The following is a 14,020-nucleotide window of genomic DNA, read 5'->3' on the forward strand; positions in this document are numbered from 1 at the left end:
AAGAGAAAAACATGAATATACTTATCATAGGCGGCGGTGGTCGCGAACACGCTCTGGCCTGGAAGGCTGCTCAGTCTGAAGACGTTAAAACTGTTTTCGTTGCACCTGGTAATGCGGGCACAGCCCATGAAGATAAAGTAAAAAATATTGATATCAATGCTGAAGATATTGATGCGCTAAAACAGTTTGCGATGCAAAACGAAATAGCCCTGACCATTGTTGGCCCTGAGGCACCTCTGGTAAATGGTGTTGTTGATAGTTTTCAGGCGGCAGGTTTAAAAATATTTGGCCCAACTCGTGGCGCAGCACAACTTGAAGGCTCCAAAGCATTCACTAAAGATTTTCTTGCTCGAAATAATATCCCCACTGCTGCTTACGGTAACTTCACTGATGAAGCCGAAGCTATTACTTACATAAAACAACAGGGTGCGCCTATTGTAATTAAGGCGGATGGTCTGGCTGCAGGTAAAGGCGTTATTCTTGCGCAAACCGAAGATGAAGCCATTGATGCGGTTAAAGATATGTTGTCGGGCAATAGCTTTGGTGATGCAGGTGCACGAGTCGTAATTGAAGAATTTTTAACCGGTGAAGAAGCCAGTTTCATCTGCATGATCGACGGCAAAAATATATTACCTATGGCAACGTCACAAGATCATAAAGCACGTGATGAAGGCGACACAGGGCCAAATACCGGTGGCATGGGCGCTTACTCACCCGCTCCTCTGGTAACTGATGAAATTCACCAGACAGTCATTGATGAAGTTATTCGCCCGACGGTGGACGGCATGGCAAAAGAAGGCCATTCATTTACCGGTTTTTTATATGCAGGTTTAATGATTGAAAATAATAAACCAAAAGTTCTGGAATACAATGTCCGTTTTGGTGACCCTGAAACTCAACCGATTATGATGCGCTTACAATCTGATCTGGTTGAATTATGTCTTGCAGCCGTTGATGGCAAACTGGATCAGCAAAGTACTCGTTGGGACTCACAGTATGCTTTAGGAGTTGTACTCGCTGCGGGTGGTTATCCCGAAAGCTACAATAAAGGTGACGTTATTAGTGGCCTTGAAGGCCTGGACACCCACAAATCTAAAGTATTTCATGCAGGCTCCGCAATTAAAGACGGACAGATTATAACCAATGGCGGACGCGTATTATGTGCATGTGGCATGGGGAATACTGTCGCAGAAGCACAGAAAGCCGCATATGAAATTGTTGAAAAAATACACTGGGATAAAGTATATTATCGTAAAGATATCGGCTTTAAGGCAATTTAATAACACCTGACCCATCGGGGACAGAGCTTAAAAAAACAAGATTTGTCCTCGAATAAAAAGTCGCTTCAAAATAATTAAAAAAGAAGAGAATTTAAATGGATCATTTATATGGATAATAAAAAATTTAACGTCACTATTCTTCAAACGCAAACGTCTGAATCATTGGCTGGCCAACTAGCCAAACTATTTAAAATTTCCCCAGAAAAAGCCCTGCAAATTCTACAGAAAGAATCTTTTATAATAAAAAAACAAACCGATAAAACAACTGCTGAAAAATTTCACAAGGCAATTTCTTCTGTCGGTGTAAATTGCCGTATCGATGAAATAATAACTGAAGAAGAAAGCGCATTACCCGAAATTGAAGAAGTAAAAACCAGCGCACAGGCAAAACCACTCACCGATATAACTCGACCCGAAATCACACCTCTGCATAGCGAGCACGCAAGCCTGAGCCTTGCCGATGGGCCTGCAGATAAAAACACACCCGACACACAGGATGTTATTAAAGACATTGACCCGGCCAACTTCTGCCCTGACTGTGGAACAATCCGGGCAAGTGCAAATTCAGCTTGCCTTCACTGTGGTTATGACCCGGAAGAACTAAAGAGAAACAAAACCAAAGCAACATTAATAAAAGCGGGCATAATATTTATTATATTCATTATTTGTGCAGCTATCGCTTACCCGTTCTACCAGCAATACGCCAGACAAAAGAAAATCGAAAAAGATCTTATGCTGGCTTATGATACTCGTAACGCGGTGACTGAATTTATTCTCAAAACAAATTTCTGGCCCAATCAAAATATTGATGCGGGGCTGGACAAACAGATCAGTAACCAGACATTAAAATCAGTCACTGTGGGAGAAAGCTCAACCATCACTGTTGTTTTACGTGCCCAGGCATTAGACGGTGAAGAACAGACACTAATTTTCACTCCCCATACATTAAAAGGACGAATTGTCTGGAATTGCCTGAAAGGAACACTAAAGAATGAGTTCAGACCTGAGCTTTGTAGAACTCAGACAGAGTAGTTACAACCTGATGGTTAAAATTTACATTTTATACAGGCATAAAAAAAGCCGGCTTAGAGCCGGCTCCGAACATTACGGATTTCCACGCTAGTTTAAAATGTTTGACCCGATTTTAAGCGTTTCCTGAGGAACCGATGCCACAACCACAGAGGCATCACTTAGCGGGAAAGACGATCATTAACGCATGCTTCTACCATTAAAGGCAAGACCTTTTATCTGCTACTTGAATATTTAAGCCGAATATATACAAACCCCCTTTTATGCTCTATATCAGTAATTCCCTATATTTATATTTATCAGCCCCCAAGGGCTGTGTATTAAGGTAAACTCTTATCTCTATGGCTTAAATAATATATATTTAAATGATCAACTGAGCCCTTTCATTACTAAGAATATGAATGGATATGACTGAATACGCACTAATCTTAATCAGTACTCCTGATCTAAATGATCAACTGAGCCCTTTCATTACTAAGAATATGAATGGATATGACTGAATACGCACTAATCTTAATCAGTACTATATGGGTAAACAATTTCGTATTAGTGAAATTTCTCGGTCTGTGCCCGTTTATGGGGGTTTCACGTAAGCTCGAAACCGCTATAGGCATGGCTCTGGCAACCACTTTTGTGCTTACACTTTCATCTATATGCAGTTATCTGGTTAACCAGTATATTCTGTTACCCCTCGATATTGTCTACTTACGCACTATTATGTTTATTCTGGTGATTGCCGTTGTTGTGCAATTTACTGAAATGGTCGTACATAAAACCAGTCCGGTACTCTATAACGTACTGGGCATTTTCCTGCCTTTAATTACCACCAACTGCGCTGTACTCGGTGTTGCTCTGCTCAATACACAGGAACAACACGGTTTTCTTCAATCGGTTTTTTACGGTTTTGGTGCTTCTGTTGGTTTCTCAATGGTATTAATACTCTTTTCCGGTATACGTGAACGTATAGCGGTTGCCGATGTGCCCGAAGCCTTTCAGGGCACCGCAATTGCTATGATTACTGCTGGTATAATGTCACTGGCCTTTATGGGCTTTATTGGTCTGGTGAATTAAATTTAATGTCGATACTTGTTGCTGTTATCACACTGGCCATTATTTCGCTTTTATTCGGTATTTTGCTGGGTTATACCTCGGTCAAATTTCACGTAGAAGGTGACCCCATTGTTGATAAAATAGATGCACTACTGCCTCAGACACAATGTGGTCAATGTACATTCCCCGGATGCCGCCCCTATGCAGAGGCTATCGGCAGTGGTGAAGCGAATATTAATCAGTGCCCTCCTGGCGGAGAGGTCACGATGCTTGCACTATCCGAGCTATTAGGTGTAGAACCTGTTGCACTTGACGAGGAACTTGCGAGTGATCCCGAAAAAACAGTTGTTTATGTTGATGAGCAAACCTGTATAGGTTGCACATTATGTATTCAGGCATGCCCGGTTGATGCCATATTAGGCGCTGCCAAGCAAATGCATACTATTATAGAAGCTGAATGTACGGGTTGTGATTTATGCATCCCTCCCTGCCCGGTTGATTGTATTCATATAAAAACAGTTAAACCCGAACTGGATACCTGGCGCTGGTCATTACCTGAATCCGATGACACAACACCCAAAGCATGAACTTATAATTAATTTAAAAAGTAAAAAGACAATAGTGATTAAATTCTAAACATGACGCGATCTTCTCAACAGCTCTGGCATTTTCACGGTGGCTTGAAACTCGACAGCAATAAAGCAATGTCGACCAGCGCACCAATTGTTAAAGCCAATATGCCCAAACGTCTGGTATTGCCAGTGCAACAGCATATTGGTGAAGCTGGTCAGTTACTGGTAACCATCGGTGACAGGGTATTAAAAGGACAACCCGTTACAGAAAGCACTGAATACATAAGTGCGCCAATTCATGCACCTACATCCGGCACAATTATCGACATTGATAAATTTCCTGCACCTCACCCTTCTGGTTTGAATACACTGTGTGTAGTAATAGAACCTGATGGTGAAGACAAATGGGTCGAACTGGAAACAACGCTTTACCCAAACACAAAATCACCCTCTGAATTACGCCAGATAATACGTAATGCAGGTATTGTGGGTTTAGGCGGTGCTGCTTTTCCTACCGCAGTAAAAGTAAATCAGGGTCCGGGAGCCCATATTGAAACACTGATTATTAACGGAGCTGAATGTGAACCTTATATCAGTTGCGATGATATGCAGATGCGAGAATATGCGAATGAGCTTATTTCTGGCTGTGAAATTATCCAGTATATTATCTCGGCCACACATTGCCTGATCGCAATTGAGGATAATAAGCCCGAAGCAATAACAGCCATTGAAACTGTTATAAAAGAAAAAGCATTACATACCATCGAGGTAGTGCGCATACCAACACTCTACCCTACCGGTGGTGAAAAACAGTTAATTAAAGTACTTACTCAAAAAGAAGTACCCAGTGATGGCTTTCCTTCAGATATTGGTTTACTAGTACAAAATGTCGGTACAGCAGTCGCAGTTCATAATGCAGTTGTTCGTGGTGAGCCACTTATATCACGCATTGTTACGATTACTGGTGATGGTGTAAATCAACCACAAAATATGGAAGTATTATTCGGTACATTTATATCTGAATTAATCGAGCAATCCGGTGGCTACCATGAAGATGCCAGTAAGTTGATTATGGGTGGACCAATGATGGGCTTCACCCTACAGACAGATCACTTACCTGTTATTAAAGGCAGTAACTGTATTCTGGTAGAAAATACACCAATAGAAACACCCGCGACCATGCCATGCATTCGTTGTGGTGCCTGCGCAGCTGTTTGCCCTGCACAACTTTTACCTCAGCAACTTTTCTGGATGGCCAGTTCAAAAAATTTCGATCTTGTGCAGGATTACCATTTATTTGACTGCATTGAATGCGGATGTTGCGCTCAGGTCTGCCCTAGCCAGATTCCACTGGTTCAATATTATCGATTTGCAAAAACAGAAATATGGAATCAGGAACGGGACAAAATTAAATCCGACCACGCCCGTGTTCGCCATGACTTTAAACAGGCTCGCCTTGACAGAGAAAAGATAGAACGCGCAGAAAAGTTACGCAAGAAAAAAGAATTACTCGAAAAGAAAAAAATGGCAGAAGCAGCTGCAAAAAAAGAAGAAGGTGACAATGAAGTTGACCCGAAAAAAGCAGCTATTGAAGCAGCCATGAAACGGGTACAGGATAAAAAAGCGGCGAAACTTGCAAGCAAAGAGAACATTCATGAGAAGTAATAACTGGCGTGACTTTTTGAGCAATCAAAACTTAATAACTTTCGGAAAATACAATGCTATTTAAAACTGCCAGCTCACCACACATAGCACAGCAAAACAGCATTCAGACTTTAATGTTTAAAGTTTTGCTAGCTATGGTTCCTGGCACAATTGCTATGATTCTTTTCTTTGGCTGGGGTGTATTAATAAATATTATTCTTGCTTCTGTGGTTGCATTATCTGCTGAGGCATTAATGTTATGGATACGAAAACGCCCGATAAAACCTTATATTACAGATGGTAGTGCACTACTTACCGCATGCTTGCTTGCACTTGCTCTACCGCAGTTAGCACCCTGGTGGTTAACCGTTATCGGTACATTGTTTGCAATAATTTTTGCCAAGCATTTATTTGGAGGTCTGGGATTCAACCCCTTCAACCCTGCAATGGTAGGTTATGTGGTTGTTATCATTTCCTTTCCTCGCGAAATGACTCAATGGGTTCCACCTTTGTTAGAGACTTATACCCAACTTACATTTACTGAAACGTTAAATATTATTTTTGGTGGAAATTTACCACTCACCTATACCTGGGATGCTATTACTATGGCAACACCTCTGGATACGGTAAAAACTCAATTAGGTCTTGAACTAAGTATTAATGAAATTGAAAATCATAAAATCTATGGCCCGATGTTTGGCTCGGTCGGTGGTTTTGGGTGGGAGTGGGTTAATGGATTATTTCTGGCGACAGGATTATATCTTGCGTTAAAAAACATTATAGACTGGCGCATTCCCGCTGGACTGATTATTGCGCTTTTAGTTTTATCAAATACATTTGCGCTTTACGATTACGCTTCATTTACTCCACCTACTTTCCATTTATTTAGTGGTGGCATTATGTTAGCTGCCTTTTTTATTGCAACTGATCCTATAACCGCTTCAACCACAACAAAAGGACGTTGGCTTTATGGTGCAGGCATTGGCATATTTATTTTTATTATTCGCACATGGGGCGCTTACCCGGACGGTATCGCCTTTGCAGTCCTCTTGATGAATATGGCTGTGCCATTACTTGATTATTACACTATGCCCCGGGCTTTTGGTCATAGCTGGACAGAATTTCCACATCACCATAAAGTAGATGATGATGAGCAATAAACGTTATATTTTAGTCAGCGGATTAATACTCGGCCTGTTTGCCGTTATTGGTACAACTCTTGTCGGTATCACTTTTCAGGCAACGTCTGAACAGATTGCTGATAATGAACGCCTTGCCCTGCTAAGAAAACTTAATCAGATATTACCCAGTGAAAAATACGACAATGATCTATTACATACGACCATTAACATCGAAGCAGATCATCGATTAGGCCAGGATAAAACTTCTACCATTTATATAGCTAAACGCCAGAACGAAGTCAGTGCAATGATTTTTTCAGTCATTGCACCAAAAGGTTATAGCGGTGAAATTAAAATGCTAGTGGGCATTAATATAGACGGAACACTGGCAGGCGTTCGAATCGTAAGCCATAAAGAGACTCCTGGGCTAGGTGATGCAATGGAAACTGAAAAAAGCGACTGGGTATATGCTTTTAATGGAAAATCTTTACATTCACCCGCGGAAAAACAATGGAAAGTTAAACGCGATGGCGGTGTATTTGATCAGTTTACCGGTGCTACAATTACACCTCGAGCAGTCGTTCAGGCTGTACATTTATGTCTGGTATACTTTGACAGGCATAAAAAAGAATTACTGGCACAGTATGAATCACAGACACCATCACCAACACCTGAGAACAAAACTAACGACACAGAAAAAAGTCAGATAAACCTACATATAAACGAAGTGAACGCATAACGTGAATGACGACAACTATAACGAGATCAGTAAAAATGGACTGTGGAACAATAATGTTGCACTGGTACAACTGTTAGGTCTCTGCCCTTTACTTGCGGTAACAGGTACAGTGATAAATGGTCTGGGGTTAGGCATGGCAACCATGTTAACGCTGATTATATCCAATGCTGTTGTCTCCCTCATCCGTCATCTGGTACGACCAGAAGTGCGAGTACCCGTTTTCGTTCTGGTCATTGCATCGGTAGTCACCGCGATAGAGTTATCCATGAATGCCTGGTTATACGAACTGTATACTGTACTGGGTATTTTCATTCCATTAATCGTCACCAACTGCGGCATTCTCGCCAGAGCTGAAGCATTCGCATCTAAAAACAGACTATTACCTTCTATAGTTGATGGCCTTATGATGGGATTTGGGTTCACACTGGTACTGGTTACACTGGGCGCTATCAGAGAAATACTCGGCTATGGCACATTTTTTAGTAATGCACATCTAATGTTCGGTGAAAGCGCACGTAACTGGACATGGGTATTTGTTGAAGATTACTCAGGCTTTTTATTAGCTATTCTTCCCCCGGGCGCATTTATTGGTATGGGTTTAATTATTGCACTAAAAAATGTCATCGATAATCGAAATAAGAAGAAAAAGACACTTAGCGCATCTCAGACAATTTCTGCAACTGAAGTTTCTGTTTAATCGCGACTGAAAATGAATAAACTGAAACGCAGTGAAATATTTTCACGACTACAGGCGGAAGACCCTGAACCCAAAACAGAGCTGGAATACACATCACCATTTGAGTTACTGGTGGCGGTTGCTTTATCGGCTCAATCAACAGACAAAGGCGTAAATAAAGCCACCAGAAAATTATTTGCTATTGCAAATACACCAGAAAAAATATTAAAGCTAGGTGAAAGCGGTTTAAAAAAACACATAAAAACAATTGGTTTATATAACACCAAAGCCACAAATATTATAAAAACCTGCAAGATGCTAATCGAGCTCCACAATTCAGAAGTGCCTGATGATCAACAAGCACTTGAAGCCCTGGCGGGTGTTGGCAGAAAAACAGCTAATGTTGTTCGTAACACTGCTTTTGGTCATCCTACTATGGCTGTAGATACCCATATCTTTCGGGTTTCAAATCGAACAAAAATCGCACCGGGAAAAAATGTTCTGGAGGTGGAAAAAAAATTACTTAAGTTTATACCTGAAGAATATATGCTGAATGCCCATCACTGGCTTATTTTACATGGGCGATATACCTGTATTGCACGTAAACCTCGCTGCGGCTCATGTATAATTGAAGACCTTTGCGAATTTAAACAGAAGAATATTGATTAGGGCTCCCTGATGTTTGGTAATGATAGAAATCAGCTAAGAAAAATGTATAAAACTGCATGGGAGAAATTCCAGCAACAGACAATTTTAACCCCGCTGGAAATACAGATAACCGATGTCATAAAAGAACATCCGGAATATCACGACTTTGTACTTCAGTTAGATAAAGACTTTCTACCTGAATCAGGGGAGACTAACCCTTTTTTACATATGGGATTACATTTAGGACTAAGGGAACAACTGGCAACCAACCGACCTCAGGGTATTACCGATATTTATCAACGACTGATTAAAATAAAAGGTTCAGCCCATGATGCTGAACACAGTATGATTGAATGCCTTGCTGAAGCAATGTGGTCATCACAGGCAAACAATACACCACCTGACGAAGCAAAGTATCTGTTATCTCTTAAAAAATTATTACAAATATAACCGTTGTTATATTCGGTTTTTCTTATATAAACTAAAATTTAGACATATTAAGGAACTTGGATTAAATTCAGTGTCTAAGTTTACTCAAAGTTAAAAAATGTGAACTTGTAGATAATCCCTGAGACTAATCTTATGTCAATTCGGAATGAATCAGGATAGACTCAGGCACTGAAACCAACCCAGAAGGTATAAAAAAGATGACTAAATTATTCAACAAATCTCTTATTGCAGCATTAAGCTTTTTATTTGTAATGGCATTTAGCCCAATTACAAACGCAGCGGAAAATCCATTCGGTATGAGCAGCATAGATGCTGACCAGATCACTGTTGCAGAAGGCAAATGTGGTGAAGGTAAATGTGGCGGTAGCGACAAGAAAAAATCTAAGTGTGGCGAAGGCAAATGCGGCGGTAGCGACAAGAAAAAATCTAAGTGTGGCGAAGGCAAATGCGGCGGCAGCGACAAGAAAGAATCTAAGTGTGGCGAAGGCAAATGCGGCGGCAGCGACAAGAAAAAATCTAAGTGTGGCGAAGGCAAATGCGGCGGCAGCGACAAGAAAAAGTCTAAGTGCGGCGAAGGCAAATGTGGCGGCAAATAATAGCTAATACATAAGCACACACGAATTCTGACTTTCAGTATTCGATAATAAAAAAGGCCCCGACACTTCGGGGCCTTTTTTATTACAGAACCGTTTCATATTCTAATAACTACTTATCTTATTTAGCTAAATAAAAATTGTAAAATCTGAAAACAATCACCACAACTAATACAGCAAACTCTAATAATTACTGCTATTTTATGTATACAACAAAATAAATTAGTTGAACAAATATGACTGAAATCCCTTTCGTACACGACTTTCTGCAAGTTCTTGCCATATTATTTGTAACTTCCATCGGCGTTGCTGTCATTTTTATAATTGTTATTTATATTATTGACCGTAACCAGACTGTACATGCAATTCGTCGTAACTACCCTGTTATAGGTCGTTTCAGGTACTGGTTTGAACATCTGGGAACTTTCTTTCGTCAGTATTTTTTTACTATGGACCGGGAAGAGTTACCCTTTAACCGTGCTGAACGCTCCTGGGTTTATCGCGCAGCTAAAAACATCAGTAATACTGTAGCTTTTGGTTCAACCCGTGACTTAAAACCTGCTGGCACCGTTATTTTTGTTAACTGTCCATTTCCGACTCTGGGAAAAGATGCTGTCAAACCCAAACCGGTAACCATTGGTGAGAACTGTACACAACCCTATACAACTTCATCTATTTTTAATATTTCAGGCATGAGTTTTGGCGCACTTTCAAAACCTGCTGTCATTTCATTATCTCATGGCGCAAAAAAAGCAGGGGCCTGGATGAATACGGGTGAAGGCGGTTTATCTCCCTATCACCTTGAAGGTGGTGCAGATATTGTTTTTCAGATCGGTACCGCTAAATATGGCGTTCGAGATAAAGAAGGAAATTTATCCGATGAAAAACTAAAAGAAATGGCGGCAATTGACCAGGTAAAAATGTTTGAGATCAAACTTAGTCAGGGTGCGAAACCAGGTAAAGGCGGCATACTTCCCGGAGATAAGGTCACCGCAGAAATAGCCGCTATTCGAGGTATTCCAGAAGGTGAAGATTCAATCAGCCCTAACCGCCATACAGATATCAACTCTAACGATGACTTACTGGATATGATTTATCGCATTCGTAACGTCACGGGAAAACCTGTTGGCTTTAAAGTTGTTATTGGTGCCTATGGATGGATTGATGAATTATGTAAAAAAATACAGGAACGTGGTTTAGAGTATGCACCAGATTTCATTACAGTTGATAGTTCAACTGGTGGAACAGGTGCAGCACCTATGAGCCTGATAGATTACGTAGGCCTGCCAATCCAGGAAAGCCTGCCTCTAGTAATTGATAAATTAAAAGCTCACGGTCTACGTGAGCGCACAAAGGTCATTGCCTCTGGTAAATTAATCACACCAGCAGAAGTTGCATGGGCATTATGCATGGGAGCAGATTTCATTGTTACCGCTCGCGGTTTTATGTTTGCTCTCGGTTGTATTCAGGCTCTACAATGTGATAAAAATGCCTGCCCTACTGGAATTACTACTCATAATATAAAATTACAGCGAGGTCTGGTTTATACCCAAAAATCCTGGCGTGTGACACATTATATTAAAAATATAATTCATGAAGTTGGCGTTATCGGGCACTCCTGCGGCGTGAAATCACCCAGAGAATTTAATCGTGATCATGCAAGAATTGTTCAGGCAAGTGGCAATTCCAAATCCTTATCAGAGTTATATCCTGGTGAATAACCCTGATAGGTACATGGAAACAAATATGAACTTACTCTATGACTATCAGTCAATGTAACATAATAATTTTTTTTAAAAGGCCCCCCCTTATGAACAAGTTAATCGACATGATGGCAGACACACATGCTTTCTTTCTTGAGAAAATAAGATTACTCGATTTTATTGCTCCGTTATTATTACGGCTTTACCTGGTACCCATTTTCTGGATGGCTGGCACAAAAAAACTCGCTAGCATGGAAGATACAATTGCCTGGTTTGGAAACCCGGACTGGGGTTTAGGTATGCCTCTTCCCGGTTTAATGGCCTACCTTGCGACCTTCACTGAGATTATCGGTGCTATCTTTTTATTCTTTGGAATTTCTGTTCGCTGGATATCGATCCCTCTTATGTTCACAATGTTTATCGCAGCAGTCAGTGTTCACTGGGAAAATGGCTGGTTAGCTATTGCAGAAGGCTCCGGTTTCTTTGCAAGTGACCGAACGATTGCAGCCATTGACAAGCTTGATAGAGCTAAATCAATTTTGCAGGAAAATGCGAATTACAGCTGGTTAACCGAAAATGGCAGTCTGGTTATACTCAACAACGGTATTGAGTTTGCGACAACTTATTTCATTATGTTACTTGCTCTGGTTTATCTGGGTGCTGGTAAATTAAGCGTTGATCACTTACTGCATAAACGGTTTATGAACTAAAGCACTTTTAAGGAACATCTCCATCGGGGATGGAACTCGTTTTTTGATCTCCGTCCCCTTATTAAGGCCACCAAAAGCTGTACGGAGTCGTTCATCGCTCTGCCAATCTGATCGGAATCACCCCATGGGACAGGGCGCTAAAAAGCAGCGGACTGTCCCATGTGGATATACGCCATAACAGACAGAGACCTTTCCCTCATCAATCCCCCTTATCAGCAGCTAAGCTCATCAATTAATTTTCTTTGATTTTTGCACCATTAATTTTTAAAATAAAGGAGCGTATTCTAGCTAATAAGGAGGGTGTTATGGATATTCATATGTCAGATATTATGCTGCATATTGATGAAGACCTGAACCAGAAAGAACAGCTGATTCTAGAGTCACAGATGCGGGATCAAACGGGTGTGATTGGCTTAGGTTACCACGGTACACAACCACACTTGATGATTGTTGAATATGACCGGGATGCAACAAGTCCGAAAACCCTGTTACATGCAGTTAATAATTACGGCCTACATGCAGAGTTAGTTGGTTTTTTATAACCGTTAAAAGTTAAGCAAAGATTTTTTGCCACCAACGACGCCGGTTGTTGGCAGGTTGGAGTGCGTCCTGTAAATTAACCGGTTTCATTTTAGACATAACCCAGCCAGGTAATGGCGGATTTTCACTAAAACCACAGCTCACTCCCAGATTATTTGGATCAAATATTTTAATAAAATCCGGACATTGATGGTTATCCGCATAAACAATACCGCAGTATCTTTCTTCATGCTCTTTTTGAAGTAACTGATCTATTTCAGTTATAAAACTAAGCACGCTTTCTTTACTACTGGGCATAGCAGGTGCAGTTTCACCGACAGCATAAATATACCAACTGTCATCTATCTGCGGGCGCAGTGTTTCCCAGAACTTTTCTAGCTGCTCCCAACGCATTAATGATTCAAATCGACCTTCCTTAAACCGTTTTACATAGGGGTCCGAAAATGATGAGTTCTGATTATTCATAATATACGTATCTATTTAGTTACTCAGAGTCTGATTAAGCCAGCTTTGTATATCTTTAATACCCCTGTGTAAAAAATCGGCATCATTATATACATTCGCAATAATAATAATTCCCTGCATTTTTGCTAACAGATCTTTAGCGACTTCATCACTACGCGTGTCCTGCCCTAACTGACTTAATTGTTCCTCAATCCAGCTTTTTAATAAATCAAAAACAGCTGTCAGTCGTGCATGTGATATTTCTGTATCCTGCTCTTTAACAAGTTCAGAACTTAGTGATCCAATTGGGCAACCATATTGCAGTACCTGAGCTTCACGCTGAAGAGGAAACTGAGTAAGCGCATGCAGACGTTCCAGAGGATCAGTTGTTATATCCTCACAACTCTTTAACATACCTTTAAATTCAACCAGACGCGCATCAACAACCGCAGCAAGAATGTCTTCTTTAGTTTTGAAATAATAATAAAAATTACCACGAGGTATACCCGTTTCATCAGAAATATCACTAAATGAAGTCTGGTTATATCCGCGCGAATAAAAAAGATGGTCAGCAGCATCGACGATTCGTTGGCGGTTAGCTGATCCTTTAGTTCCCATAATTTTACCTGTGTATTTCTGATTACTGAATAACCTGAGCCCAAACTCTGATTATAGTGGCATTTCCATTATTTTCTAATGATATACATTATTTATATCACACCACAATTAATTCTAAGACAATCGTATTATTATTTATGGTTTTTTTCAAGTTATACCTGATAAGCGGTCAGATTGTCATATATAATCAATAACTTATTAAA

16 protein-coding genes are annotated in these 14,020 nt (G+C 40.5%); 14 read left to right on the forward strand and 2 right to left on the reverse strand.

Going from position 1 to position 14,020, the window contains the following annotated elements; translation table 11 throughout:
* Positions 1-11: 11 nt before the first annotated feature.
* The 14 genes from DIZ80_15630 (at position 12) to DIZ80_15695 (ending at position 12,757) form a co-directional block, all read left to right on the forward strand.
* Positions 12-1,280, forward strand: coding sequence for a phosphoribosylamine--glycine ligase (locus tag DIZ80_15630; GenBank protein ID RDH81509.1), 1,269 nt, complete (start codon positions 12-14; stop codon positions 1,278-1,280).
* A 108-nt stretch (positions 1,281-1,388) separates the two neighbouring features.
* Positions 1,389-2,312, forward strand: a complete 924-nt coding sequence (locus DIZ80_15635) for a hypothetical protein (GenBank protein RDH81510.1) — start codon at positions 1,389-1,391, stop codon at positions 2,310-2,312.
* A 489-nt stretch (positions 2,313-2,801) separates the two neighbouring features.
* Positions 2,802-3,380 carry an electron transport complex subunit RsxA gene (locus DIZ80_15640; GenBank protein ID RDH81717.1) on the forward strand — a complete coding sequence of 193 codons (579 nt, stop codon included), beginning with the start codon at positions 2,802-2,804 and terminating at the stop codon, positions 3,378-3,380.
* A gap of 5 nt (positions 3,381-3,385) precedes the next feature.
* Positions 3,386-3,946: an electron transport complex subunit RsxB gene (locus DIZ80_15645; GenBank protein RDH81511.1), complete on the forward strand. Its 561-nt coding sequence runs from the start codon at positions 3,386-3,388 to the stop codon at positions 3,944-3,946.
* A gap of 51 nt (positions 3,947-3,997) precedes the next feature.
* Positions 3,998-5,596 carry an electron transport complex subunit RsxC gene (locus DIZ80_15650; GenBank protein ID RDH81512.1) on the forward strand — a complete coding sequence of 533 codons (1,599 nt, stop codon included), beginning with the start codon at positions 3,998-4,000 and terminating at the stop codon, positions 5,594-5,596.
* A 53-nt stretch (positions 5,597-5,649) separates the two neighbouring features.
* Positions 5,650-6,735 (forward strand): electron transport complex subunit RsxD, encoded by a 1,086-nt coding sequence (locus DIZ80_15655; GenBank protein ID RDH81513.1) that lies wholly within the window; start codon positions 5,650-5,652, stop codon positions 6,733-6,735.
* A gap of 7 nt (positions 6,736-6,742) precedes the next feature.
* Complete coding sequence (locus DIZ80_15660; protein RDH81718.1) at positions 6,743-7,435, forward strand: electron transport complex subunit RsxG; 693 nt, start codon at positions 6,743-6,745, stop codon at positions 7,433-7,435.
* A 1-nt stretch (position 7,436) separates the two neighbouring features.
* Entirely contained in the window at positions 7,437-8,132 is a 696-nt protein-coding gene (locus tag DIZ80_15665) for an electron transport complex subunit RsxE (protein RDH81514.1), read from the forward strand.
* A gap of 12 nt (positions 8,133-8,144) precedes the next feature.
* Positions 8,145-8,780, forward strand: a complete 636-nt coding sequence (gene nth, locus DIZ80_15670; protein ID RDH81515.1) for an endonuclease III — start codon at positions 8,145-8,147, stop codon at positions 8,778-8,780.
* A 9-nt stretch (positions 8,781-8,789) separates the two neighbouring features.
* Positions 8,790-9,209, forward strand: coding sequence for a DUF1841 domain-containing protein (locus DIZ80_15675; GenBank protein ID RDH81516.1), 420 nt, complete (start codon positions 8,790-8,792; stop codon positions 9,207-9,209).
* A 197-nt stretch (positions 9,210-9,406) separates the two neighbouring features.
* Entirely contained in the window at positions 9,407-9,805 is a 399-nt protein-coding gene (locus DIZ80_15680; protein RDH81517.1) for a hypothetical protein, read from the forward strand.
* Between the two features lie 233 nt (positions 9,806-10,038).
* On the forward strand, positions 10,039-11,523 hold the full coding sequence (locus DIZ80_15685; GenBank protein ID RDH81518.1) for an FMN-binding glutamate synthase family protein: 1,485 nt from the start codon (positions 10,039-10,041) through the stop codon (positions 11,521-11,523).
* 89 nt (positions 11,524-11,612) lie between these two features.
* Complete coding sequence (locus DIZ80_15690) at positions 11,613-12,215, forward strand: hypothetical protein (protein RDH81519.1); 603 nt, start codon at positions 11,613-11,615, stop codon at positions 12,213-12,215.
* A gap of 305 nt (positions 12,216-12,520) precedes the next feature.
* Positions 12,521-12,757: an ATP-binding protein gene (locus tag DIZ80_15695; protein ID RDH81520.1), complete on the forward strand. Its 237-nt coding sequence runs from the start codon at positions 12,521-12,523 to the stop codon at positions 12,755-12,757.
* A 10-nt stretch (positions 12,758-12,767) separates the two neighbouring features.
* Here DIZ80_15695 and DIZ80_15700 read toward each other — a convergent pair whose 3' ends face one another.
* Positions 12,768-13,220: a hypothetical protein gene (locus tag DIZ80_15700; GenBank protein ID RDH81521.1), complete on the reverse strand. Its 453-nt coding sequence runs from the start codon at positions 13,218-13,220 to the stop codon at positions 12,768-12,770.
* Between the two features lie 15 nt (positions 13,221-13,235).
* Positions 13,236-13,817, reverse strand: coding sequence for a TetR family transcriptional regulator (locus DIZ80_15705; protein ID RDH81522.1), 582 nt, complete (start codon positions 13,815-13,817; stop codon positions 13,236-13,238).
* Between the last annotated feature and the right edge of the window lie 203 nt (positions 13,818-14,020).

This window comes from endosymbiont of Galathealinum brachiosum, assembly GCA_003349885.1.
Lineage (GTDB): Bacteria > Pseudomonadota > Gammaproteobacteria > SZUA-229 > SZUA-229 > SZUA-229.

Coding starts and splice junctions, on each gene's coding strand:
- DIZ80_15680 (RDH81517.1), top strand. CDS start 9,407: ATGACTAAATTATTCAACAAATCTCTTATTGCAGCATTAAGCTTTTTA.
- DIZ80_15645 (RDH81511.1), top strand. CDS start 3,386: ATGTCGATACTTGTTGCTGTTATCACACTGGCCATTATTTCGCTTTTA.
- DIZ80_15655 (RDH81513.1), top strand. CDS start 5,650: ATGCTATTTAAAACTGCCAGCTCACCACACATAGCACAGCAAAACAGC.
- DIZ80_15695 (RDH81520.1), top strand. CDS start 12,521: ATGGATATTCATATGTCAGATATTATGCTGCATATTGATGAAGACCTG.
- DIZ80_15630 (RDH81509.1), top strand. CDS start 12: ATGAATATACTTATCATAGGCGGCGGTGGTCGCGAACACGCTCTGGCC.
- DIZ80_15635 (RDH81510.1), top strand. CDS start 1,389: ATGGATAATAAAAAATTTAACGTCACTATTCTTCAAACGCAAACGTCT.
- DIZ80_15690 (RDH81519.1), top strand. CDS start 11,613: ATGAACAAGTTAATCGACATGATGGCAGACACACATGCTTTCTTTCTT.
- DIZ80_15650 (RDH81512.1), top strand. CDS start 3,998: ATGACGCGATCTTCTCAACAGCTCTGGCATTTTCACGGTGGCTTGAAA.
- DIZ80_15705 (RDH81522.1), bottom strand. CDS start 13,817: ATGGGAACTAAAGGATCAGCTAACCGCCAACGAATCGTCGATGCTGCT.
- DIZ80_15640 (RDH81717.1), top strand. CDS start 2,802: ATGACTGAATACGCACTAATCTTAATCAGTACTATATGGGTAAACAAT.
- nth (RDH81515.1), top strand. CDS start 8,145: ATGAATAAACTGAAACGCAGTGAAATATTTTCACGACTACAGGCGGAA.
- DIZ80_15685 (RDH81518.1), top strand. CDS start 10,039: ATGACTGAAATCCCTTTCGTACACGACTTTCTGCAAGTTCTTGCCATA.
- DIZ80_15675 (RDH81516.1), top strand. CDS start 8,790: ATGTTTGGTAATGATAGAAATCAGCTAAGAAAAATGTATAAAACTGCA.
- DIZ80_15700 (RDH81521.1), bottom strand. CDS start 13,220: ATGAATAATCAGAACTCATCATTTTCGGACCCCTATGTAAAACGGTTT.